The organism is Candidatus Nanogingivalis gingivitcus, from assembly GCF_004151455.1.
In the GTDB taxonomy this organism is placed as follows: domain Bacteria; phylum Patescibacteriota; class Saccharimonadia; order Saccharimonadales; family Saccharimonadaceae; genus Nanogingivalis; species Nanogingivalis gingivitcus.
On record NZ_PRLK01000004.1, the window covers coordinates 45,375 to 70,435 of the forward strand.

Consider the following 25,061-nt stretch of genomic DNA (forward strand, 5'->3'; position numbering starts at 1 on the left):
CTTATTTATCCGAAGAGTGCGACAATAAATTAACATTACGTGATGCTGTTTGTTGAGCACGCACTTTCATAACTATTGATTGTAGTTCTTTAAATAATATAAAATCAGTATTTGCATAAAATACAAAAGTATTTTTTTTCTTTTCTTTTTTAAGAAAACCTTCTTTTTCAAGCCTACTAAGTTCTCTTTGTAGATTTCCTGGGTCTTCCTTAATAAGCTTAGCTAACCCTCTTGAATGCATTTTTATTGCAGGATAGGTAGTAAAGAAAACAACCACCTTTCGTTTAACCCTAGAAGTTATAAAAATTCCCAAATCCACCATAATATATTTATATTTTAGCACAGTAAAAAACTTTTAGGCAAGCTACTTTTAATTACTTCCAGTTTAATACTATATTGCTTATTTTATTAATAACATCTTTTAAAGGTGGTACATTATTATCATTGTAATAATGATTAGTATCTAAATAATTATTTTTTACATCTAATATGTGTATTTCGTCGGCCGAAACATGCAACCTATCAACAGCTTTTATGCTAGCTACTGGAGAAGCAGCTATAATACGCCGATATTCTATGGGCTTAATAAAGTCTAAAACTACATCAATTGTTGAGCTATCAATAAAACCATCACTTACAACAATTATATTTCTCCCCCTTAGTAAATCTAAAGATATCGTACCACCATCACCTATTAATCTATTTATTTTTTGTATTTTCTCTCTTTTAAGTTGTTCAAATACATTAAATAATTCCCTAGAGTATTCATCGAATTGCCCATCGCTTAGATTTCTATTTTTTACAAAATTGCCATTTTGAGATATTTCCCCTAACACAAGATCTTCGCTAGGTATAGTTATTTCTTCACTAAGTAGCATAGTTAAAACTGAGTGTAATTTTTCTGCTATAGGTTCAGCAACAAGAACACCCCCACTATTCAAGGCTATAATAGCACAATCCTCCCACCTATATTCATCAAACAGTTGATCTGCTAATATATCACCTGCCACCCTTCTATTTTCAAAATACATATTTTTATTATAAAATAAAGAATAATGAAATTCTACTATGAGGTAGCACCAAATAAGACTGTTATTAAGAATAGTCATTTTTTGACTTACCATTCAAATAAAAAATTACAGAGTGGTCAAATTGTAGAAATACCTATTGGCAAAAAAAATATTATAGGTATAGTTTGGAGAAATGTAGAGAAGCCTACGTTTGACACAAAAGAAATAATCCGTTGCTACCCTACACCATTGCCCAAACATTTACTAGAAGCTTCTAGATGGATATCTGAGTATTATCAAACACCCCTAGGTAAGGTTATTAGTGCTATATTGCCTAAAGGAATTTTTAAAAATAGAAGAAATAAATTAGTAACTGAATCTTACACATCCAAAAATAGTCGAACAAATTTTGTGTACACAAATAGTCAAAAAGATGCAATAAAAAAAATAGATGCCATAAATTCAGGCTCAATTATTCTTCATGGAATTACTGGTAGCGGCAAAACCGAGGTTTATATAAATCAAGCTAAAAAAGTGGTAGCTTCCGGTAAATCAGTAATAGTGCTAACTCCAGAAATAGCATTAACATCTCAATTATTAATAAACTTTAAACGTGAATTTAATAATATAAAAGTTGTTCATTCAGGGTTAAAAGAAACCGAAAGATTCAATATATGGAACAATATAATTAATGATAATTCATCACAAATCATTATAGGGGCTAGGTCTGCTATTTTTTCACCAGTAAAAGAATTAGGGCTTATTATAATTGATGAAGCGCACGAACCTAGTTTTAAGCAAGAGCAAACCCCTAAATATTCAGCCCTACGTTTAGCATCTTTTTTGGCTTCTAAATTAAAATTTAAGGTCATTCTTGGTTCTGCAACTCCATTAGTTGAAGATTATTTTTTAGCTAAAAAATCTAATAAAAATATAATAGAATTAACAGAGCTTGCCAATGACAACGCAACAAAACCTATTTTAGAGATTATAGATTTAAGCAAAGAAAAGTCTCACCCCTTTTTATCGGCTAAACTTATACATAACATAAAAGATAATATTAAAAATGGCCAGCAAACTTTAATATATCATAACCGTAGAGGGACTGCTCCCATTACCCTATGCCAAAATTGTGGGTGGCAAGCTAATTGTCCTAATTGTTTTTTTCCTTTAACCTTACATCATGATATGTTTACTTTACTTTGTCATACTTGTGGCCATAAACATAATGTCCCTACCTCATGCCCTGACTGTGGAAAGGCTGACATAATATATAAAGGGGTTGGTACTAAAAATATTGAGCAAGAATTAAAAAAGCTTTTCCCTGAAGCGTCAATAATTAGGTTTGATGCAGATATAGACAAAGATAAAACGGTAGATAAGCTATATAATGAAATAATTGGTGGTAATTTTGATATAATAATTGGCACTCAAATAATAGCAAAAGGCCTTGATATCCCTAAGTTAAAAACTGTAGGAATTATTCAGGCTGAGGCAGGCTTATCATTACCAGATTTTACATCTAGTGAACGAACTTTTCAGCTAATCTCTCAAGTTACGGGAAGAGTTGGTCGGCATTCTAGTAACACCAATGTGATATTGCAAACATACCAACCTAAAAATCCAATTATTCTATACGGGCTAAATCAAGATTATCATAATTTCTATAATTATGAGCTAAATATAAGGCAAAAAACTTTCTTTCCTCCTTTCTCATTTTTGTTAAAGCTTAACTGTACATACAAAACAGAAAAAACAACTATTCAGAATGCTAGAAAGGAAGCCAATAATATCAAAAAACAGTTTGGTGATAAAATTCAAATACTAGGTCCAACCCCTGCTTTCCATGAAAAAACTAATGCTGGCTATAGGTGGCAAATTGTAGTAAGAGCTAAAAAAAGGTCAATATTATTAGATATTGCTGCTAATTATTCCGAAAAGCCTCATTGGTCTATAGATATAGACCCCCCTACACTTCTATAGTGTGTTATAATGTACTTAATGAAACAAGATGATATTATAACATTACCTAATACGCACCTACGCAAAAAAGCCGAAAGAGTGCATGTGATAACTCCTGAAATAATTAATATAATAGAACAAATGACTGAAGCTAGCTTAGACTGGGAGAAGAATCACCCACATGAAATTTCAGCAGCTTTAGCAGCACCACAAATAGATAAATTATATAAAATTATTATTGTGCGTAGTGATTTAGATGACAAGAATAATAAAGAATTTACTGCACTAATTAACCCAGAAATAACTAAATTTGAAGGGGATATAGTTGAAGATTGGGAAGGCTGCTTATCTATTAAAGGTATCTACGGAAAAGTACCTCGTTACTCAAAAGTTAGGGTTAAAGCTTTAGATATTCATGGAAATGAAGTTAGAATTAAGGCTAATGACTTCTTAGCAAGAGTATTACAACATGAAATAGACCACACTAATGGAATACTTTTCATAGATCATATAAGAGAAAAAGAAGACTCTTTCTATAAACTAGATGACAATGGAGAATTAATTCCTTTAGATTATAAAAAATGCATAAAAGATAATCCTGATTTGTGGGAAGACTAAAAAATAGCCTAACCCTTCTTATATTAATAGAGTTGCTAAGTTAATAAATTAGCAACTCTATTAACTATTATTTTAGATAAAACATAGTCTAGCATTGTGCATAATAAATAGACTACTACTGCAAATATGAAAGGTGCAAAATATATTAAATAACTGTTATAAAAAATATGTATGTCAAATACCTTCCATAAATACCTATTTGATAAAGCAGAATTATGAAGAAGATAAACGCCTAATGAGTAGCTTGCTAAAACATTTATAATTTTCATATTAATTTTAAGATTTAAGAACATAAAGAAAATACTTAATGCCATTATGAAATGAGTAAAATGGTTATTCCAAGTATCATACCTATACCCTGTACCAAAACCAAATTTTACAACAGCTATTGACCATGCTAAAGTAATTAAATAAGAGAATATTGCCCAAATATAAGTAGTTTGATGGCTTAATTTTATTTTATATAAGCCAATATATGCACCTACCATAAAAGTTATAAGATAAGTAATATATGTACCAAAACCATCAAAATTCAAGATAGGATCTTCTAATCTGAATAAAAAGGATGCTAAATAAAATAAAAAGCCAAAAATAATTAGAAATCTTTTCATTTTAGCTCGTTTAACTTTTTTAACAACGTTCGCTATAAATGGTGAAGCTACCATAATGATTATATAGGTTGATAAAAACCACCATTCAGTAGTTGTTGGATTAAATACTTCCAAAAAGTGCATCGTAACACCTTCACTAAAAATATTATCTCTAATACTGGTATAGCCAACAGCTAAAAGCGTAAAAGCAAATAAAGCTATAAGTACCTTATATAAATATCCCTTAATCCATATTTTCGCTAAAGATTTAGCTTTAACTGGCTTTAAAATAGTAAAATACCCTGAAATTAAAAAGAAAATATGCACCCCAACCTTACCTAAACCAGACAATGATTCTAAAAATATAGACCTAACACTACCATCTTGAGTCATACTAGAAAAATAAGGATTCCAACCTATACAATGGCATACAATAACCATAAGCATTGCCACAATTCGTAACAATTCTATATTAGACTCTCTATTAAGTCTATTCTCTTCCTTCCTCATAAATATCATATAAGCATTATAGCATATTTATTATTATAATGATTGCAACTCTGCTAAAATAGTATTATGAATATAGACAACCCTATCATATTTTTTGGAACTGAAGATTTTTCTGCAGTATCTCTGCAGAGGCTAATTGACGATAAATTTAATATTGTAGGTATAGTAACAAAACCAGACTCAAAAAAAGGTCGAGGCCAAAAAATTTCTATGCCAAAAGTAAAGGAAATAGGTATAGCTAATAATATTGAAGTTTTACAGCCTAATAGACTTAAAGAAATTATTCCTTTTGTAGCTAAATTTAATAAACCTACTGGAGTGCTAGTTTCTTATGGTAAAATAATTCCTCAATCTATTATTGACTTATTTAACCCTGGAATAATTAACGTACACCCATCATTATTGCCCCTATATCGTGGACCAAGCCCTATAGAGTCAACTATATTAAATGGAGACACTGTAACGGGTGTGTCTATAATGCTTTTATCTAAAGAAATGGATGCTGGACCAGTATATTTACAGGAGAAAATTACATTATCAGGTACAGAAACATCTACTTATTTATATGATTCGTGTGGAAAGATAGGTAGTGAAATGCTGGCTAAAGCACTACCTAAAATTATAAAAGGAGAATTAGAACCTATTAATCAATGTGATGATAGAGCTTCCTATTGCAACTTATTAACGAAAGAAGATTCTATCATCAACCCTAATAATATAACTTCTTACCAGGCTGAAAGAAAAATTAGAGCATTAGAAATATATCCTAAAAGCAAAATAACTATCTGCGACAACACTATAATTATAAAAAAAGCCAGTATAACCACTAACCCAAACAGTAAAGAATTATCCGTAAAATTTAAAGATAACAACTACTTGGTATTAGAACAGCTTATAGCTCCTAACGGCAAAATAATGGATGGTAAAGCATATAAAAATGGTTATATAAATAAAATGCACTAAGTAGTGCATTTTATTTTGGCTTAGAAATTATATGATTTTATCTATGTTCTCTTTTAGTTCTTTTTTTAACTCATCAGAAACTGTTGCAATAATTTGCGAAAAATCTGGCCGATTTAGTTGTATCCATTTTAAGGCAGCGTATTCAGATAATATTTCTTGCTCACTACCGCCCTCTGATTGAATAGCTGTATATAACTCGTCATTATGATAATCGATAGAGTTAGCTAGTAACCAGTTATACGCTTCATTATCGTCTGTAGCATCTATTATTTTTTCAAACTCATTTAGTTTTTCTGGTGGTACGCCGTCAGAAATTCTTTCACCCACTCTAACTTCTATTTCTTCCCTAACATGATCTTTAAAAGCTTGGGCTTCATCTGCTGGCATATTATTAACACCAAGTTCTTCAAAAAATTTTTCGTCTAATTCAAACATCTTTTCCCCTTTTAACATATTTTAGCATAACCATATTTAATTATCAAATTTTAAAAAGAGGTCTATAAGACCTCTTTTTAACTCTATTGCTTAAGTTTGCGTTTTACAATTTCTCTAGTGAAGAATTCTAGCCTATCACCAATCTCTAATTGGAATTTTTTCTTTGTTTTTAAGCTTAGTCCACACATTTCACCCTCTACAACATCCTTAGCCTCAATCTGTTGGCGTTGTACACTTGAAACTTCAACTTCGGCTATTTGTTCTTTTTTTCTCCAAACTTTTGCAAGCAACCCTGAATATATTCTTCCTGAAGTAACTTCACCACCAGCTATTATTTCTTCTTTCATAGTTCTAAACACACCTTTAATATCTAAAGTTCCTATCTCAGTCTCAACTACCTCAGGGGCTAGTAAGCTTTCCATCTCATTTCTAGCATCATCAAGTAATTCATAGATTACTTTATATATTCTTACTTCAACCCTATCTCGAACAGCTATTTTTTTAATTGCAGGAGGGAGCTCAACATTAAAACCATAAATAACTGAGTTTTCACTAGCTGAAGCTAAACGAATATCGTTTTCTGATATATTACCTACGCTTTGCTTAATAATATGCAAATTAACTTCACCATTAGTATCTATTAACCTCAAACTATCGGACACAGAAGTTAATGACCCTTGTACATCTGCTTTAATTAAAACATTAAAATCTTCAGCATCTCTTTTTTGAGACATCATTTTTAATAAATCTGCACCAGTTGTATTAGCTGTTGCTGCATTTTTTTCTGCCTCTATTTTAGCTTTTGATGCTAAGCTCCTAGCTATTTTTTCAGTTTTAACAACTTTAAATACATCACCAAATTGAGGCAACTCTTTAAATCCTGTTACTGTTATAGGTGTTGATGGACCTGCTTCCTTAATATTATCATTCTTATAGTCTTGTAATGTTCTAATTTTTCCATAAGTGGTTCCAGCAATCAAGAAATCACCTTTTTTAATATCACCTTGTTCAACTAATAATGATACGACAGAACCTTTACCAACTTCCATATGAGATTCTATTACCAATCCCTCTGCAGGAATACCGGTATCTGCTCTTAATTCTTCCATGTCGGCAGTTAACAATACCATATCTAGCAATTTATCAATGCCATCGCCTTTTATTGCTGAAATAGGCACCATTATAGTATCTCCACCCCATTCTTCAGCCATTAAGTTATTTTCGGCTAATTGCCCTTTAACTAGGTCTGGGTTAGCTGTATCTTTATCCATTTTGTTGATGGCAACAACTATTTTTGCATTGGCATTTCTAGCGAAACGAATAGCTTCTAGGGTTTGTGGCTTAACGCCATCATCGGCAGCTACAACTATAATAACTACGTCCGTTAAGGTAGCTCCGTGTTGCCTAAGAGCAGCAAAAGCTTCATGCCCTGGCGTATCTAGTAAAGTAATTTTACGACCATTACGTTCTGTTTGATATGCTGAAATATGTTGGGTAATTCCACCAGCCTCTCCAGAAGCTGTTTTTGTTCCTAAAATAGAGTCTAGAAGAGTTGTTTTACCATGATCAACATGACCCATTACAGCTACTATAGGTGCACGAGGTGTAGCATTTTCAGATACTTCATGAATTTTTGTAAGCCTAGATGTAATTTCATCAGCTTTTTTCTTTTTATGTAGTTCTACATCTTTTAGTCCTAACTCTTCAACTATAATTGTCGCTGTGTCAAAATCAATACGTTGATTTATTGTGGCTACAATACCATTTTTAAAAAGCTCACCAATAAGTGTTGTAACAGGAAGATTTAATGCCCCTGCCAATTCATCTACAGTGATAGAATCGGTAATATTTACTATTTTCTTTTGACTCATTAAAACCTCCTATTGTTTTATTTTTCATACACTGAAATTCGAAAACCGATTTAACTATAAAACCGATTTTCGAGCATTCAATGTAAGAAAATTGTTTAAAATTATTTAGCTAAGCTAAGTGAAATTTTACGATTTTCTTTATCGATGTCAATTACTAGAAAGTCTTTTCGCTCATTTAAAGTGAAAACATTTTCTGGGTTAACATCGCTTCCTTTTCCAAGCTCAGAAACATGAACTAGTGCTTCAATAGCTGGACTAATTTGTACAAAAGCACCAAATGGAGTAATTCTTGTTACTGTTCCTTCTACTTTTGAACCTTTTTCAAATTTTTCTACTTCAGAAAGCCATGGATCTTCGCTTAACTGTTTCATGGATAGGCTTAAGCGATCTTTATCTATAGCAATAATTTTAGCTTCAATATTATCACCAATCTTTACATAATCTTTAGGATTATTTACACGCTCCCATGAAATCTCTGAAATGTGGACTAGTCCTTCAATACCTTCAATATTGATAAATACACCAAAGTCTACTACGCCAGTAGCAACACCTTCAACCTTGTCGCCAACTTTTAGGCTATCAAATCGTTCACTTAGACCATCTTTAATAGCTTCTTTTTCGCTAAAGATAAGTTTGTTAGTTTTGCGATCTGCATCCAAAATTCTAACATTAATACCTTTATTAATTAGTGCATTTAATCTTGATAAAATTTCATCTTTATCGCTTGCACCAACACGTGGGTAATGCTCTGCTGAAAGTTGAGAAACAGGTAAGAAACCACGAATACCTTCGTATTCTACTAATAATCCGCCTCTATTAGCATCAAAAGGAACGATTTCAATAACTTCGCCACTTTCTAATTTAGCTAAAATCTCTTCCCAGCCTTTGTCCTTAGCGGCCTTTCTTAATGAAAGTAAAGACATACCATTATCCATTTCAGCGTCAACAACACTAGCTGTTACTTCTTCACCTTCTGTTAAGTTTCGTGAGTGTCCAGCTTCACGCCTTGGCACAAAACCTACACCTTTAGCTCCTAAGTCAATTAGGATTTCATGCTTTTTTACAGAAAGAACTGTTCCTTCTACAGTATCTCCCTGTGATAGCTGGTTTACGCTCTCTGGAGCAGACGCCAACAATTCGTCCATTGTTATTTTTTTGGCTGTTGCCATTAGTCTTTTTAGACTCCTTCCTTATATTGTATTTCTTTAAGCATACCTAAAATAAGCTTAAAAGATTACCTATATTATATCTTTTTTACTGTTAAAAAGCAATAGCATAGGAATATTGAAAAAAGATAAAAACAAGTTTAAAATAGTAGCCATGATAATAGCAATTGATACAGGAGGAACTAAAACTTTATTGGCTAGCTTTAGCAATTCAGGAGAGCAACTAAAATCTTTCGAATTTAAAACTCCTAAAAATCCTACTCAATACCTTGATATAGTACACAAAATAATAAAAAATGAGTTCAAAAAAAATACAATTCAGGCTATTTCAATTGCTGTAGCTGGAATTTGTAGCGATAAAGAAGTATTATGGGCAAATAACTTAGGGTGGCAAAATTTTAAAATAGTAGAGAATCTGCAAGAAAAAATAAAAAATATCCCTATATTCCTAGAAAATGATGCAAACCTTGCAGGATATTATGAGGCTAAGCAAACTAATAATAGCAACGCACTATACATAACCATATCTACAGGAATTGGCTCTGGAATTATAATTGATGGTCAAATTAGTAAAGCATTAAGTAAAAGTGAGATAGGTAGAATAGCTATAGAATACGATGGCAGAATTCGTGAATGGGAAACTTTTGCTAGCGGTAAGGCTATTTATGAAATCTTTGGAAAATACGCAAAAGATATTAAAAGGCCAAAATATTGGCTAAATATTGCTGATAGAATTAGCCGTGGTTTACTTGTTTCTATTCCTTTACTTCAGCCAGAAACTATAATAATTGGTGGAAGTGTAGGTGAGCAATTTGAATCATTTAATATTTTCTTACATCAATTACTGGTCGATAATCTCCCTAGTCATATAGTCTGCCCTAATATTATTAAAGCCACAAAACCTAAAGAGTGTGTTATTTATGGTTGCTATGAATACGCAAAAGCAAAACTTACTAATTAGGCTATCATCAGATTTTGTAGATATCAGTTTTAAAGAAAGTGATATTTTTAAATGGAGCTATAAGGAAAAAACTATTTATTTTAATCCTTTAGAAAAATATACAGTCTTTAGTATTTCTTTGCTACATGAATTAGCACATGCAACATTAAATCATGATGAGTATCACTTAGATATAGAACTGTTAAAAATAGAAAGAGAAGCTTGGCAAAAAACAAAAGAGCTATGCGAAAAATATAATATAACATTCAATGAAAATTTTGCAGAGAATAACCTAGACACTTATAGAAACTGGCTACATCTTCGAAGTTTATGTCCTGATTGTAAAGTAAATGGTATGCAACTAAGTAACTTAAATTATAGGTGTCTCGCCTGTTTTAGAGAATGGACTAATAACGATTCTAGATTTAAACGCCTACATAAAAGAATAAAAAAATAGCACCTTTACAGTGCTATTTTTTTATGGATTATTTAGGCAACCCTAACTTCAATTTTTGATGTCTCTGAAACTTCAGTTGCATCAATTATAGTTCTTGCTGGTCCACGCCTACTAATTCTTCCTCCTTTTTGACCTGCAATTTTTGCTAACTCACGGTTAGCAGCAAAGCCACCTGTAGTACCATTTCTTCCGCCTTTTTGACCTATTCTTGAATAAAAGTCTTTTCCATATTTTTCACGATTAGTTGCGGCAGCTTTAGCGCCACCAGCTTTTGTTCCAGCCATTGAATCTCCTTTGTTCTAATTTGTTTTTAAATCACTATTTGATTATGTTTTAAATTATATCACAACATTAGCTCTTTGTCAACATTTACATAAGCCCTTTTTATTATATTATATCTTTTTGCATTCTTATTTTTGTTCATGATATAATGTTAATTATGTTTTTTCGAATTAATAATGAATTTTATCGAAAATTACCAAAGCAAATTTGCATATTCTTCTTGCCAAAATCAGCAAAAACTAAAATCCAAAGAAAAATGATTTTAAAGCTTCAGGAACAATATTCGAATACTTTACCAAATTTTAGTGAAAGTGAGCTTAGAGAGTACGAAAATAGTATTAGAAACGTATTTTTTTGGCATGGAACTGGTGGCTTTGAATATGACTATAGTGGAACAATCGCACCAATTTTTGAAAGTATTTTAAAAAATGGTCTAAAGGTCCGTCAAGATGATTATTTAGTAATTTACTCTAAAAAACTCAGTATGAAATCTATTTCCTTGGTAGATAAAAGAATTATTGCTAGATGCTATGCAGACAATCATAATTTTAAAAATCCTAAAACTTTTCGTTTCGGTAATAGTATTTTTTGGATTGTGCGACATTATGCAAAAATGTATATTTTAGCATACACAATATTCGCCCCACGCTCACTCGTAAATATTCTAAACTGGAGAAAAAAAAATAAAATAAATTCAAGTAAGTCTTGGAGCGGGAAAGTAAATAAATCTTGTCAAAATACATGGGAATCTTTTGAAAAATATTCCGACATTAAAGGTAATTTTCCAGTAATTATTGGTGTTAAAGAACTAAGAAAAACCGTAAAACTACCAAAAATATTTAGCGAAACTGAAGTTCGTTCCTTAGAAGATATTACTTTTAAGGATATTATTCACATAGAAATTCCTCTTGAAAAATATAATGAATTAAGTAGTAAAATTCAAAAATATAACCAAAAAGTAAAAATATTCCCTATTGAATTAGGTGAATTATTTGAATATAAAAATAGTCTTAAATGAATTACATCATATCATAGCTAATCTTTAATTTTAAAGATTTCCAAACTACGAAAAAACCCCACCTATTCGGAGGGGTTTTTTATAATTCGGCACCGTGCTAGTTTCCCACTTTCGCAGTATAGTCGCCGCTACTGGGCTTAACTTCTGTGTTCGGAATGAGAACAGGTGTTTCCCCAGCGCCATGGGCACCGAAAAAAGGTTTTGTGCTTCAACTCGCTACAAAATTCCTAAGCAGTGAGCCAAAACCTTATTTCGATGTCCTTGATAACACGGATGATAGATTTAAAATTGACTAGTAATTATCTAATTGATAATCACCAATTACTAGTTAAGTCTACTATATTTGCGTTAATAATGCAACATTATTTCAGCAAATATAGACATAAAAAGGCGATTGGACTATTAGTAAGCTTCGGCTAGCCTATTACTAGGTTTACACCTTGCTCCTATCAAACAGATCATCTTTCTGTGTCCTTAAGGGATTCCTAATCTTGGAGTCAGTTTCGCGCTTAATATGCTTTCAGCGCTTATCTTAACCGAACATAGCTACTCGACACTGCAGCAGGTGGCCACAATCGATACACCAGAGGTTCGTTCATCTCGGTCCTCTCGTACTAGAGACAAATCTCCTCAAGAATCCTATCGTCTATGCCGGATATAAACCGAACTGTCTCACGACGTTCTGAACCCAGCTCGCGTACCACTTTAATCGGCGAACAGCCGAACCCTTGGAAGGTGCTCCCCCTCCAGGATGTGATGAGCCGACATCGAGGTGCCAAACCACGCCGTCTATGTGAACTATTGGGCGTGATAAGCCTGTTATCCCCAGGGTAACTTTTATCCGTGTGCGCTGTCGATCCCACATTCATTGAACAATGTTCTTACAGCGGGTCACTTGCTCCGTGTTTCCACTCTGGTCGAATTGTAATTCTCGCAGTCAAGCTGGCTTATGCGCATACACTATCACTTCGATTTCCATCCGAAGTTAGCCAACCTTTGAACGCCTCCGCTACTCTTTAGGAGGCAACCGCCCCAGTTAAACTACCCACCATACACGGTCCCATTACCGGATAACGGCAATGGTAAGACAAAGATCACATCAAGGGTGGTATTTCACCTGTGCCTCCACAAATACTGGCGTATCTGCTTCAAAGGCTCCCACCTATGCTACACATGATGTAACCCGTGTCAATGTAAAGCTGTAGTAAAGCTCCATGGGGTCTTCTCGTCCTGGCATAGACAGACGGCATCTTTACCGCCAATGCACTTTCACCGAGTCCTTCGCCGAGACAGTGCCCACATGATTACTCCATTCGTGCGGGTCAGAACTTACCTGACAAGGAATTTCGCTACCTTAGGACGGTTATAGTTACCGCCGCCGTTCACTGGGGCTTCAGTTCGTACCGTGAAGCACTCCCCTTAACCTTCCAGCACTGGGCAGGAGTCAGCCCCTATACATCCACTTTCGTGTTCGCAGAGACCTGTGTTTTTGGTAAACAGTTCCGTGGGCTCTTTTGCTGCGGCCTCCGCATCGTTAAATACGAGGTTACCGCGTTCCAAGCTAAGCCTATTGACTTGTTCTATCTCGGTAAAGAAGTTATTAAAATTTTAATAAACTAATGAATTAAGATACTCATTTGTACCATTTTATTAATCTTAACCTAATTGCTTGAAACACGACTCACATCTAATGATGCGGAGGCAGACCTTATCCCGAAGTTACGGTCGCTTTTTTGCCGAGTTCCTTAGCGAAGGGTCTCTCGTAAGCCTGAGTCTACTCGACTCGAGCACCTGTGTTGGTTTGCGGTACGGGCGGCTATAATCATAAGTATACCTGCTTTTCTAGCCAGCGCTTTCATCAAAATCGTTATTCCAAGGAATAACTTTCACTCCTTTCGTGTTCCCACTAAGTTGGACGGATATATACCAATAATCCGCTTCGACTAATTCGCCGTGAACAGTATACAAATTATAACCGGTTCAGGAATATTAACCTGATGTCCATCGCCTACGCTGCTACGCCTCGGCTTAGGCCCGACTAACCCAGGGATTATTACAGTAGCCCTGGAAACCTCGCTCTTACGGCCGACAGGATTCTCACCTGTCTTATGGTTACTCATTCCAGCATTCTCACTTCCTAACGCTCCACCCAACTTTACAATTGAGCTTCACAGCCGATAGGAACGCTCCTCTACCACTCCATAAAATCCGTAGAAATTATGAAATCCATATCTTCGGTATGACATTTTAGCCCCGTTACATTTTCCACGCAAAACCTCTTGACGAGTGAGCTGTTACGCACTCTTTAAATGAATGGCTGCTTCTAAGCCAACATCCTCGCTGTTTAAGAAGTTTCACCTTGTTTCCCACTTAATGTCAATTTAGGGACCTTAGATGATGGTCTGGGCTGTTTCCCTTTTGAGCACCGAGCTTAGCCCCGATGTTCTAACTGCCATGGTACCATCAATGGTATTCGTAGTTTGTTAACGGTGGGTACAGTTGCCCGCCCCAGTCGTTTACAGAGCTCTACCCCCATTGATTATTTTACATGACGCTAGCCCTAAAGCTATTTCGAGGAGAACCAGCTATCTCCGAGTTCGATTGGCATTTCACCGCTAACCACAAGTCATCCAAACACTTTACTGCGTGAACTGGTTCGGCCCTTCACTACCTGTTACAGTAGCTTCAGCCTGCTCATGGTTAGGTCACCCGGTTTCGGGTCTAATCCCATACACTTATTTCGCCCTATTCAGGCTCGCTTTCACTGTGGCTCCGTCACTTGACTTAACCTTGCGCATGAAATTAACTCGCTGGATCGTTCTACAAAAAGCACGCCGTCACAGTGCAAGCACTGCTCCGACTCCTTGTAGGCACACAATTTCAGGTTCTATTTCACTCCCCTCCCGGGGTTCTTTTCACCTTTCCATCGCTGTACTAGTTCACTATCGATCGTATATTATATTTAGCCTTGGCTGGTGGTCCAGCCGGATTCAGACAGGGTTTCTCGTGCCCCGCCCTACTCGAAAAAACATATATAAGGTCTGCGTCGTTTTCGCGTACACGGCTTTCACGCTGTTTCGCTAGTCATTCAAACTATTCTGCTAACCACGCAATTTTCTTACCTTACTGCAAGTTGATAGCCTTGCATCGCAAGTCAGACTACTCAACAAAAGTTAAGCATTCTGACTTGGTCTTATATTATTTCACAACCCCTTATTAAGTATTCGCCTATCAGCTTATCTACATAAGTAGAAACTTAAAAGGTTTGGGCTCTTCCAGTTTCGCTCGCCACTACTCCCAGAATCATTATTTATTTTCTCTTCCTCACCCTACTAAGATGTTTCAGTTCAGGTGGTTCCCACTACACAACCTATGTATTCAGTTGAGAGCAACACGACATGACTCGTGCTGGGTTTCCCCATTCGGAAATCTCCGGATCAAAGCTTGTTGACAGCTACCCGAAGCTTATCGCAGTCTTCCACGTCCTTCATCGGTAATATACGTCTAGGCATCCATTGTGTGCCCTTGAGTACCTTTTTATGCATTGACTTAACTAGTAATTGGTAATAACCAAATACTTGCCGTCAATCTTAATTCTTATCTTCTTCATCCAAATTGTTAAATTTCTCGCTCCCTTTGAGAGCAAATTTATAAGTTATTTAAAACTCACTTACCTGCTCTCAACAGCTTTACTATTGTATATTAATGGGATTTTTTTGTCAACCGTTTTTTTAAAGTTTTTTTATTTATTTTCCGCAAAACTTAAATATACCGCTGATGATTATTTACTCCCGCCAGAGGTTCTTTTTTGAACATTCGCTTAACTGTTCTCTATAATACATCAGCTAAAAATAAATGTCAACAACTTTTTGAAAAAAAATATTTTTTTATATTTTATATAGATGTAGAAAAGGATAATATACTTATTTAACTTTATAAAATACTATAATATAGTAAATATAATAGTTAGGATTTTTATTGCAGAAAAATAAAAAAACACCCTTTAGGTGTTGAATTTATGGTGGGCGATGAGGGACTTGAACCTCCGACCTCGTCATTATCAGTGACGCGCTCTAACCAGCTGAGCTAATCGCCCTTAACTAATCTGGGAAAACCAGAGAAAATCTTTAAAAAATTTAAAAACTTTCTTTGGTGGAGATAAAGGGACTCGAACCCTTGACCCCCTGCTTGCAAAGCAGGTGCTCTAGCCAACTGAGCTATATCCCCAAATTATGTTATTAAAGAACAATATAGATTATATTTTATTTTTAAATAAAAATCAATAGCAAATTATAATTTTAAGTAAATAGTGTAAGAATTTCTAATTGCCTTTTTAATTTTTACTAAAATCACCTCTTTAAGGTAATTATTTTCAATAGGTATTCCTATTTTTATCATATCTTTATATATCCCAAAAAATCTCACCTTCTTCACTACTCCATATAAAAAACAATATCTAACCATTATATTTATCTTGAAGGGTCCCTAAAGCTTCTTTTATATTTGAGACTACTTTGTCGTAAAACTTAATTTTACCAATAAAAAAGATTCTACTTTCAAAATTCCCTTTATGTTAGAATGCCAAAAATCCATATTCTTAAAAAAATAATTCATTAAAATTACTATTAGTATTTTCAGCTACCTTACTAACTAGCCAATAGACAAGCCGATAAATAGTACTCTGTATCTTCTAAATTAATATTACCATATAAAATATTCTATTTAGTATCAAAAATACTATCATTATTATACATATAAAATAACCTATTAAGTATATCTAAAATTAATAGCCTTAATTATATATAATATGTAATGCTTGTTAATAAATAAGCTAATTGTTAAATAAAAATAAATACTCCATAGGGAGTACTTATTTTTACATATTTATTATTACATCTTTATTGGACCAAAAAGATGGTTGATAATGCATTTTTAGTTTTGAGTTAGCTGGTACTTCAAAAACTACACTACCTATTTTTTTACCACCCTTAGCTAATTCTCCTGAGCTTAAATCATTAGCAGTACTTACAAAAGTAGGACTCTCTATAGCACCATTAGTATCTTCCATTTTGAAGTCAAATGTATTATAGCTAAGTTTTTCACTACTTTTATTCTCGATCTTAACATTTACTTTAACATATTCTTTACCATCTTTAGGTTTTATAAATTCATTTCCTGTTTTGTAGTTTCTTTCAACACTTTCAACTACTAGTTCTCTACCTTCAAATGATATGACATCTCCAGCCTTAAATTCAGTTTTTTCGTCTTTTTCAGAACTATGCTTGCTAGAGGTTGAAGAGTTGGATTCACCTACTTTTTTAGGATCGCTACTCTTACTGGCAATAGCTCCGCCAATTATGACTATTAAGATTAGACCAATAATAATCTTAATTATGTTACTTTTCTTTTTAGTATTCTTTTCCATTAATCCTCCTAAGAGCCATTATACCCCCCCCGAAACGTCAAGGGGTATATTTTTCTTGTTTTAACATAAAAAATAAAAACCACCCCTTATTAGAGTGGCTTATTTTAACAACTTAGTTGTGCAATTTATCTCAATCTGTGAATAAATTTATGTCTTATCTTATAAAAGACTATACTTACTAATTAAATTTATTAGAACTTAGTAAGAAGACCGACCTAGCTTCAAAGGTTGATTTCTCGAACCTTTGGCATAACTCTCCCTAGAAAGGAGGTAATCCATCCGCACCTTCCGGTACGGATACCTTGTTACGACTTAACCCCAATCATCCCTCCCACCTTAGGCCGACGAATCGGACTTCGGGTGTTAGTGACTTTCATGGTTTGACGGGCGGTGTGTACAAGACCCGGGAACGTATTCACCGCAGCATGCTGATCTGCGATTACTAGCGATTCCGACTTCATGCAGGCGAGTTTCAGCCTACAATCCGAACTGGGACTAGCTTTGATGCGATTTGCTTCACCTCGCGGCTTCGCTGCGCATTGTACTAGCCATTGTATCACGTTTCTAGCCCAGGACGTAAGGGAAATACTGACCTGACGTCATCCCCTCCTTCCTCCCCGTTGCCGGGGCAGTCTGAATAGAAAAATACAACTATTCACAAGGGTTGCGCTCGTTGATGGACTTAACCAAACATCTCACGACACGAGCTGACGACGGCCATGCATCACCTGTCACTTGGCTCTTAAAAAGCACTCTCTCATTTCTGAAAGATTCCAAGGATGTCAAGACCTGGTAAGGTTTATCGGTTATCATCGAATTAAAGAACATGATCCACCGCTTGTGCGGGTCCCCGTCAATTCCTTTATGTTTTAATCTTGCGATCGTACTCCACAGGCGGGATACTTAACGCGTTAGCTTCGCTACTCAGGGGGTCGATACCCCAAACAGCTAGTATCCATCGTTTACGGCGTGGACTACCCGGGTATCTAATCCGGTTCGCTCCCCACGCTTTCGTGCCTCAGTGTCAGAAACAGCCCAGTAGCCTGCCTACGCCATCGGTGTTCCTTCTAATATCTACGGATTTCACTCCTACACTAGAAATTCCAGCTACCTCTTCTGCTCTCGAGTTCAACAGTTCGAATAATAGTCTGAATGGTTGAGCCACCAGATTTCACTATTCGCTTATTAAACCACCTACGCAACTCTTTACGCCCAGTCACTCCGGATAACGCTCGGATCCTACGTATGACCGCGGCTGCTGGCACGTAGTTAGCCGATCCTTATTCATAAGTTACTGTCATAATCCTCACTTATAAAAGCAGTTTACAACCCGAAGGCCTTCATCCTGCACGCGGCGTTGCTCCATCAGGCTTTCGCCCATTGTGGAAGATTCCTCACTGCTGCCTCCCGTAGGAGTCTGGACCGTGTCTCAGTTCCAGTCTGACTGATCATCCTCTCAAACCAGTTACAGATCGTCGACTTGGTGAGCCATTACCTCACCAACTATCTAATCTGACGCAGGCTGTTCCCAAAGCGCCCGAAGGCTTTAATCCGAAGATCATATGCGGTATTAGCACACCTTTCGGTGCGTTATCCCTCACTTTGGGGTACATTCCCACGCGTTACTCAGCCGTCCGCCGCTCGCCGACATTTTACACAAAATTCTTGAATAACTCTTCTATTTATACCAGAAGTTTCCAGAATTCAGTGTAAAACTCGCTGCCGCTCGACTTGCATGTGTTAGGCACGCCGCCAGCGTTAATCCTGAGCCAGGATCAAACTCTCCATAAAAAAGAATTATCAAAAATTGATAATCTATAAAATAGACTGACGATAATTTTGCACAACTAAATTGTTAAAGATCATTTAGTTCAACTCCACCGAGTGTTTTATGTTTTCTCGCGTTGAACTGTTTATTAGTATATAGGATTAAAAATATAAAGTCAACACTTTTTTTAGACTTTTTTTATTTTTTTAAAAAATATGTATTTTTAATATAAAAAGAGGGGTTTTAAGACCCTCTTTTTATTACATATTTATACTATGGAATATTATAAATGATACATACCCTATAATTACACCTATAGCTATACCTACAGCAACTTCTAAAGGTGTATGCCCTTTTACCACCCTTACTTTCGGAATGTTTATTTTGTTCTTACTTATTATATTATTAATGGTTTCACCTTGCACGCCATTAGAATAACGGACTTTCATAGAATCATAAATAACTATCATAGCAAAAGCAAAAGTAATACCAAATATAGATGAGTGAACCCCTTCTCTAAGGGCTATTAAAGTGGTAATAGCGATCACTACAGCACTATGAGAGCTAGGCATACCACCAGACTCAGTGATAATAGTTTTAAAACTAGCTTTTTTATTCTTATAAGATTCTAGTAAATATTTAGATCCTTGGGCAGCAACCCACGCAACTACAAATACTATTAAATATATAGGCATTATTGTTATTCTTCCTCTTTATGTTCCTGCATTAAACCAACACTAGCAACACTATCGTCATCAGTCAATTTCATAATACGAACACCTTGAGTGGTTCTACCTAAAGTTGGAATCTCTTTAACAGAGATGCGTATTGTTTGACCATTGCTAGAAATCATTAATGCGTCCGTAACTTCTTCTGGAAGTGTCTGAACAGATACTATCGGACCTGTTTTAGAAGTTACTACAGCAGCTTTAACACCGATTCCTCCACGCTTTTTAACTTCAAAATTAGCAACCTTTGTTGATTTTCCATAACCATTTGCAGATACTACTAGTAGTCTTTGGCTAGAACTCGTAGCAATATCCATACCTACTACAGAGTCATTTGGGCGAAGTCTTACACCACGCACACCACGTGCTGCTCTTCCCATACCTCTTACATCTTTTTCATTAAACCTTACAGCTTGGCCTGCAGAAGTAGATATAATTATATCGCTTTGACCATTTGTTTTTTGAACCCATCTAAGTTCATCACCTTCATCAAGGTTAATAGCATTTAGACCATTTGTTCTAATATTAGCAAAATCACTTAGAGCAGTTTTCTTTACAGTACCCTTAACTGTAGCCATAAATAAGTAATTATCTGAACTACTATTTTGTTCAAGCTTAATTATAGATGTTATTTTTTCTTCTGGCTGAAGCTGTAATAAGTTTACGGCTGCAACACCTTTTGCTTGCAAACTAGCAGCTGGAACTTCGTAGGCTTTCAAACGAAAAACTCTACCTCTATTAGTAAAGAATAATAGCCAATCGTGGGTGCTTGCTGGAATGAGCTGATCTATAATATCTTGATCTTTAGTTGTCATCCCCCTCTTACCTTTACCGCCTCTATTTTGACGTCGATAATCAGTTAATAAGGTTCTTTTAATATAATTTTCGGTAGTTAACAAAATTACACTTTCTTCTTCTGGTATTAGCTCTTCATCACTAAATTTACCTAATTCATGGTTGATAATTTTAGATTTACGTTCATCACCATATTTATCTTTCATTTCAAGGAGCTCTTCTTTAATAATTCGCAAAATCTCATTCTCGTCGGCAAGAATAGCTTCAAGTTCACCTATTAATTTAAGTAGTGCTCTCAATTCTTCTTCAATAGCCTCACGCTCTAAGCCCGTTAGACGACGCAATTGCATTGCTAATATAGCTTTAGCCTGAATTTCGGTTAGTCCAAATTTCTCTCTTAAAGCTTTTTCGGCTACATCAGTTGTTTTTGACGCACGAATAGTTGCAATTACTTCATCAATATGATCAAGAGCAATTTTTAAGCCTTCCAATATGTGTGCCCTTGCTTTAGCTTTTCTAAGTTCGAATTCTGTGCGACGCCTTACTACAACTTGGCGGTGCTTAACAAATTCAGAAAGCATATCTTTAAGACCTAGAACTCTTGGCTGAACTCCATCTACAAGAGCTAGCATGTTATAGTGAAAATTAGATTGAAGTGGAGTTAACTTATATAGCTGATTTAATACTTTTTTAGGGTAAGCGTCTTTTTTAAGGTCAATAACAATACGAACATTACCACGAGCAGATTCATCACGTAAGTCAGCTATTGAAGTAACTTTTTTATCTTTTACTAGCTCTGCTATTTTTTCAATTAAGCTTGCCTTATTTACTGCGTATGGAACTTCAGAAACAATAATTTGATGTCTTCCTCTTTTAGTTTCGATAATTTCAGCAACTGCACGCATAGTTACGCTTCCTCTACCTGTACGATAGGCTTGAATCATTGGTGCGCCACCATATACTATTGCTCCAGTAGGAAAATCAGGACCTTTAACATGCTTCATTAAATCTTCAAGAGTTGACCCAGGGTTGTTTATAAGTTCAACAGTAGCATCAACAACTTCACCTAAATTGTGTGTTGGGATACTTGTAGCCATACCTACTGCAATACCTATTTGTCCATTAAGTAGTAAGTTTGGTAGTTTGGCGGGCAATACTGATGGTTCATTTTCTGAGCCATCGTAATTTGGTCTAAAATCTACCGTATCTTTATCTAAATCGGCTAATAATATGTCACCAATTCTGCCTAGGCGTGCTTCTGTATAACGCATAGCAGCTGCAGGGTCTCCATCCATAGAACCAAAGTTACCTTGACCATCAACCAATACATAACGCATATTCCAGTTTTGAGCAAGACGCACCATTGCATCATAAATAGCCGTATCACCATGTGGGTGATATTTACCCATAACATCACCAGCAATTTTTGCAGATTTAGTAAATTTACCACCTGGCCTTAGCCCTTGCTCGCCCATAGCGTATAAAATACGACGATGCACTGGTTTTAAACCATCACGAACATCCGGTAAAGCACGGTCAATAATAACACTCATGGAATATCTTAAGAAAGAATCTTCCATAACATCTTCTACACTACGAAATTCTAGGTGTTTTGAGTGATTTTGTTGTTCAATGATTTCGCCTTCAATAGGTTTTTTGTTGTTGTCTTCCATAATTAGATATCCAATTCTTCAAGGTTAACATATTTAGCATTAGTTTGAATAAAGCTTTTACGCATAGTAACTTCTGAGCCCATAAGCTTAGTAAAAATTGCATCTGCTTTTTCAGCATCTTCAAGTTTTAATTGTATTAAAACACGGTTTTCTGGGTTCATTGTAGTTTCCCATAATTGAGTTGCATCCATTTCACCAAGACCTTTGTAACGCTGTATACCAGTAAGACCTGCCTGCTTTATTATGTCGTCATCCGGATTTATAGTTGTTCCTCGTGCTTTTCGCTCTTCTATAAGCTCTTTAATTTTAGTATCACGTTCTTCATCGCTATAAACATAGAAATGTTTATTACCTGTTCCTTTTAATAGGAATAATGGTGGTTTAGCAAGATAAATGTGACCACCTTCGACTACTTCACGCATATAGCGGAAGAAAAATGTCATTAAAAGAGTAGCAATATGAGAGCCATCAACATCGGCATCTGTCATAATTATTATTCTGTGATACCTTAAACCACCTATATCAAACTGATCACCGATACCTACACCCATTCCTTTAATTAAGGATACTATTTCATTATTGGCCAACATTTTATCTAGTCTAGCTCGCTCAGTATTTAATACCTTACCACGCAACGGTAGAATAGCCTGCGTACGACTATCTCGTCCAGATTTAGCAGAACCTCCAGCTGAATCTCCCTCTACTATATAAAGTTCACACTCTTCAGGCTTTTTACTAGAACAGTCTGCTAATTTACCTGGTAAATTAAGCCCATCAAGAACACCTTTACGTATAACATTTTCACGTGCTGCTCTAGCAGCTTTCCTTGCCCTGGCAGCCAATAAAGCTTTAGTTACAATTTTTTTAGCAACAGCTGGGTTTTCTTCAAGGTAATAGCCGAAGTATTCATTCATTACCTGCTGAACATATCGCCTTACTTCAGGGTTACCTAGTTTATTTTTAGTTTGTCCTTCAAACTGAGGGTCTGGTAACTTAACCAATACTATGGCTGTTAAGCCTTCTCGTATATCATCGCCTGTAAGATTATCTTCTTTTTCTTTTAGTAAGCTATTTTTTCTAGCATAATCATTTATAGTTTGAGTAAGCGAACTTCTAAAACCTACTACATGAGTACCGCCATCAGGGTTAATAACATTGTTAGCAAATGCTTGAACATTTTCAGCGTAAGTGTCATTATATTGAATAGCTACTTCAACTATGGAGTCTTCAACCTGTTTTTCAACATAAAAAGGAGTATCTGTAAGAACTTCTTTACCGATATTTAAATGTTTAACATAGCTTTGAATACCACCATCAAAATAAAAGGCTTTTCTTTCACCTGTACGCTCATCATCTACTTGCGTATATACACCTTTAGTTAAATATGCCTGATGTCTCAAGTAATTAACTACCCATTTATAGTCAAAAGTTACAGTTTCTTTAAAGATTGTAGGGTCAGGATAGAAAGTAATACTAGTACCATCATATCGGCTAGTCTTACCCATATTTTTAAGCTCAGTGGTAGGAACGCCCCTTTCAAATTCTATACGATATAATTTACCGTTTTTAACAACTTCAGCTATCATTTTAGTTGATAAGGCATTAACAACAGACGAACCCACTCCATGAAGACCACTAGAAACTTTATAGCCACCACCGCCAAATTTACCACCAGCATGAAGAACAGTTAAGACAGTTTCTAGCGTAGACTTACCTGTTTTAGGGTGAATGTCAACTGGAATACCTCTACCATCATCAGTAATGGTTATTCCACCGTCATTCAAAATTTTAACAATAACTTTACTTCCATAACCAGCAATAGCTTCATCTATAGAGTTATCTGCTATTTCTTTTATTAAATGGTGAACTCCGTCATATCCTGTTGAACCAATATACATTCCTGGTCGCTTGCGTACAGGTTCAAGACCTTCTAGAACCTGGATCTGTGAGCCGTCATAGGTATTTTCTTTTTGTTTAGACATCTATCTCCCTCTTTTAGTTTCTCCGAAAAACTCGTATTCTATATCTGTATTATACCTTATCTGTTATTTTTTATCAAATTACCTTAAAAAAATTATGCTTATATGATAAAATATAGGCATATAGGTGGGAAATGTTTAAAGATATTATACTAGGCTTCGCAAAAAGCCCTTCGTTAGCTAAAAATATATATGAATTTGAGCGTACGCTAGAAAAACGTATTCGTTGGTATATTTTTAATATTTGTTTAATTGTTTTTATATTATTTACAATATTTTTATATAACATACTAAATACTAGTATATTACTCCGTGATAACACAATAGCAAAACAACCAAATATTGTTTTGAACCCTTATTTATCATATAGTATTTCCAGCAATCATATAGGTGAAGTTCTACCTAACCAAATTGTAACTTATAAATTAACAGTAGAGAATAATACAAATTTTCCTCAAGTTTATAATGCTAAAATAGATATTTCTAACATTAATAAATATGCAGAAATATTAAAAGATAATAGTTTTAGTATGCAGAATAATCAGATTTCTTGGAAGGAAAAAAGTTTAAACAGCAAAGAAAAAGCCGAATACTACCTAGCGATAAAGACAAAGGATGTTATTCCATTCACTAATAATAGTAAAAACTTATGTAAAATACAGTTGTCTTTTGGTAATACTATTGCTAATAATATAAAATGCCCTAATTACTATAAAATATATAATACAATCCTAATAAATCGTCCTAATATAAATATTATATTAATTATTTCTATAACTCTTTTACTACTGCTAATATTACTAATAAAATCAGTATTACAAAAAAGACAAATAAAGGTTTTGCGTAAAAATTATGAGGTTATAAAATGAGA

Annotated in this window: 18 protein-coding genes, 2 tRNA genes and 3 rRNA genes; 7 read left to right on the top strand and 16 right to left on the bottom strand. The window is 34.8% G+C overall.

Annotation, left to right across the window (positions count from 1 at the left end; all coding sequences use genetic code 11):
- Nucleotide 1 precedes the first annotated feature (1 nt).
- Together G6CMJM_RS01690 and G6CMJM_RS01695 are read right to left on the bottom strand one after the other, a co-directional pair.
- On the bottom strand, nt 2–322 hold the full coding sequence (locus G6CMJM_RS01690) for an ArsR family transcriptional regulator (RefSeq protein ID WP_129718755.1): 321 nt from the start codon (nt 320–322) through the stop codon (nt 2–4).
- A gap of 52 nt (nt 323–374) precedes the next feature.
- Nucleotides 375–1,031: a phosphoribosyltransferase family protein gene (locus tag G6CMJM_RS01695; RefSeq protein WP_165302666.1), complete on the bottom strand. Its 657-nt coding sequence runs from the start codon at nt 1,029–1,031 to the stop codon at nt 375–377.
- Between the two features lie 24 nt (nt 1,032–1,055).
- Here G6CMJM_RS01695 and priA point away from each other — a divergent pair, with 24 nt between their 5' ends.
- Together priA and def are read left to right on the top strand one after the other, a co-directional pair.
- Nucleotides 1,056–2,993 carry a replication restart helicase PriA gene (gene priA, locus G6CMJM_RS01700; RefSeq protein ID WP_129718757.1) on the top strand — a complete coding sequence of 646 codons (1,938 nt, stop codon included), beginning with the start codon at nt 1,056–1,058 and terminating at the stop codon, nt 2,991–2,993.
- An 18-nt stretch (nt 2,994–3,011) separates the two neighbouring features.
- Nucleotides 3,012–3,590, top strand: a complete 579-nt coding sequence (gene def, locus G6CMJM_RS01705) for a peptide deformylase (protein WP_129718758.1) — start codon at nt 3,012–3,014, stop codon at nt 3,588–3,590.
- Nucleotides 3,591–3,625: 35 nt separating this feature from the next.
- Here def and G6CMJM_RS01710 read toward each other — a convergent pair whose 3' ends face one another.
- Nucleotides 3,626–4,699 carry an acyltransferase gene (locus G6CMJM_RS01710; protein WP_129718759.1) on the bottom strand — a complete coding sequence of 358 codons (1,074 nt, stop codon included), beginning with the start codon at nt 4,697–4,699 and terminating at the stop codon, nt 3,626–3,628.
- 57 nt (nt 4,700–4,756) lie between these two features.
- Between G6CMJM_RS01710 and fmt the strand changes: the two genes are divergently transcribed.
- A complete protein-coding gene (gene fmt, locus G6CMJM_RS01715) occupies nt 4,757–5,653 on the top strand; it encodes a methionyl-tRNA formyltransferase (protein ID WP_129718760.1) in 897 nt (298 codons plus the stop codon).
- 27 nt (nt 5,654–5,680) lie between these two features.
- Here fmt and G6CMJM_RS01720 read toward each other — a convergent pair whose 3' ends face one another.
- From G6CMJM_RS01720 to G6CMJM_RS01730, 3 genes are all read right to left on the bottom strand, one after another.
- On the bottom strand, nt 5,681–6,088 hold the full coding sequence (locus G6CMJM_RS01720) for a DUF5663 domain-containing protein (protein WP_129718761.1): 408 nt from the start codon (nt 6,086–6,088) through the stop codon (nt 5,681–5,683).
- 83 nt (nt 6,089–6,171) lie between these two features.
- On the bottom strand, nt 6,172–7,959 hold the full coding sequence (infB, locus tag G6CMJM_RS01725; protein ID WP_129718762.1) for a translation initiation factor IF-2: 1,788 nt from the start codon (nt 7,957–7,959) through the stop codon (nt 6,172–6,174).
- Between the two features lie 101 nt (nt 7,960–8,060).
- Complete coding sequence (locus G6CMJM_RS01730) at nt 8,061–9,128, bottom strand: 30S ribosomal protein S1 (RefSeq protein ID WP_129718763.1); 1,068 nt, start codon at nt 9,126–9,128, stop codon at nt 8,061–8,063.
- 115 nt (nt 9,129–9,243) lie between these two features.
- Between G6CMJM_RS01730 and G6CMJM_RS01735 the strand changes: the two genes are divergently transcribed.
- Nucleotides 9,244–10,086 (top strand): ROK family protein, encoded by an 843-nt coding sequence (locus tag G6CMJM_RS01735; RefSeq protein WP_129718764.1) that lies wholly within the window; start codon nt 9,244–9,246, stop codon nt 10,084–10,086.
- Nucleotides 10,055–10,522, top strand: a complete 468-nt coding sequence (locus tag G6CMJM_RS01740) for a hypothetical protein (RefSeq protein ID WP_129718765.1) — start codon at nt 10,055–10,057, stop codon at nt 10,520–10,522. Before G6CMJM_RS01735 ends, G6CMJM_RS01740 begins: the two co-directional genes overlap by 32 nt.
- Before the next feature lie 32 nt (nt 10,523–10,554).
- Here G6CMJM_RS01740 and G6CMJM_RS01745 read toward each other — a convergent pair whose 3' ends face one another.
- A complete protein-coding gene (locus G6CMJM_RS01745; protein ID WP_129718766.1) occupies nt 10,555–10,806 on the bottom strand; it encodes a con-10 family general stress protein in 252 nt (83 codons plus the stop codon).
- Between the two features lie 155 nt (nt 10,807–10,961).
- Between G6CMJM_RS01745 and G6CMJM_RS01750 the strand changes: the two genes are divergently transcribed.
- On the top strand, nt 10,962–11,822 hold the full coding sequence (locus G6CMJM_RS01750) for a hypothetical protein (RefSeq protein ID WP_129718767.1): 861 nt from the start codon (nt 10,962–10,964) through the stop codon (nt 11,820–11,822).
- 84 nt (nt 11,823–11,906) lie between these two features.
- Here the strand turns inward: G6CMJM_RS01750 and rrf are convergent.
- The 9 genes from rrf to gyrB form a co-directional block, all read right to left on the bottom strand.
- A 5S ribosomal RNA gene (gene rrf, locus G6CMJM_RS01755) occupies nt 11,907–12,015 on the bottom strand.
- A 188-nt stretch (nt 12,016–12,203) separates the two neighbouring features.
- Nucleotides 12,204–15,362, bottom strand: a 23S ribosomal RNA gene (locus G6CMJM_RS01760).
- Nucleotides 15,363–15,841: 479 nt separating this feature from the next.
- Nucleotides 15,842–15,918, bottom strand: a tRNA-Ile gene (locus G6CMJM_RS01765).
- 54 nt (nt 15,919–15,972) lie between these two features.
- Nucleotides 15,973–16,049: transfer RNA gene (locus G6CMJM_RS01770), tRNA-Ala, on the bottom strand.
- Between the two features lie 649 nt (nt 16,050–16,698).
- The gene (locus tag G6CMJM_RS01775) at nt 16,699–17,247 is read right to left on the bottom strand and encodes a DUF4352 domain-containing protein (protein WP_129718768.1); all 549 of its coding nucleotides are present in this window, start codon (nt 17,245–17,247) and stop codon (nt 16,699–16,701) included.
- 263 nt (nt 17,248–17,510) lie between these two features.
- Nucleotides 17,511–19,038, bottom strand: a 16S ribosomal RNA gene (locus G6CMJM_RS01780).
- A 237-nt stretch (nt 19,039–19,275) separates the two neighbouring features.
- The gene (locus tag G6CMJM_RS01785; protein ID WP_129718769.1) at nt 19,276–19,710 is read right to left on the bottom strand and encodes a divergent PAP2 family protein; all 435 of its coding nucleotides are present in this window, start codon (nt 19,708–19,710) and stop codon (nt 19,276–19,278) included.
- 5 nt (nt 19,711–19,715) lie between these two features.
- The gene (gene gyrA, locus G6CMJM_RS01790; RefSeq protein ID WP_129718770.1) at nt 19,716–22,211 is read right to left on the bottom strand and encodes a DNA gyrase subunit A; all 2,496 of its coding nucleotides are present in this window, start codon (nt 22,209–22,211) and stop codon (nt 19,716–19,718) included.
- A 2-nt stretch (nt 22,212–22,213) separates the two neighbouring features.
- The gene (gene gyrB / locus G6CMJM_RS01795) at nt 22,214–24,193 is read right to left on the bottom strand and encodes a DNA topoisomerase (ATP-hydrolyzing) subunit B (RefSeq protein WP_129718771.1); all 1,980 of its coding nucleotides are present in this window, start codon (nt 24,191–24,193) and stop codon (nt 22,214–22,216) included.
- Between the two features lie 131 nt (nt 24,194–24,324).
- Here gyrB and G6CMJM_RS01800 point away from each other — a divergent pair, with 131 nt between their 5' ends.
- Entirely contained in the window at nt 24,325–25,059 is a 735-nt protein-coding gene (locus G6CMJM_RS01800) for a hypothetical protein (protein ID WP_129718772.1), read from the top strand.
- The last annotated feature ends 2 nt before the right edge of the window (nt 25,060–25,061 follow it).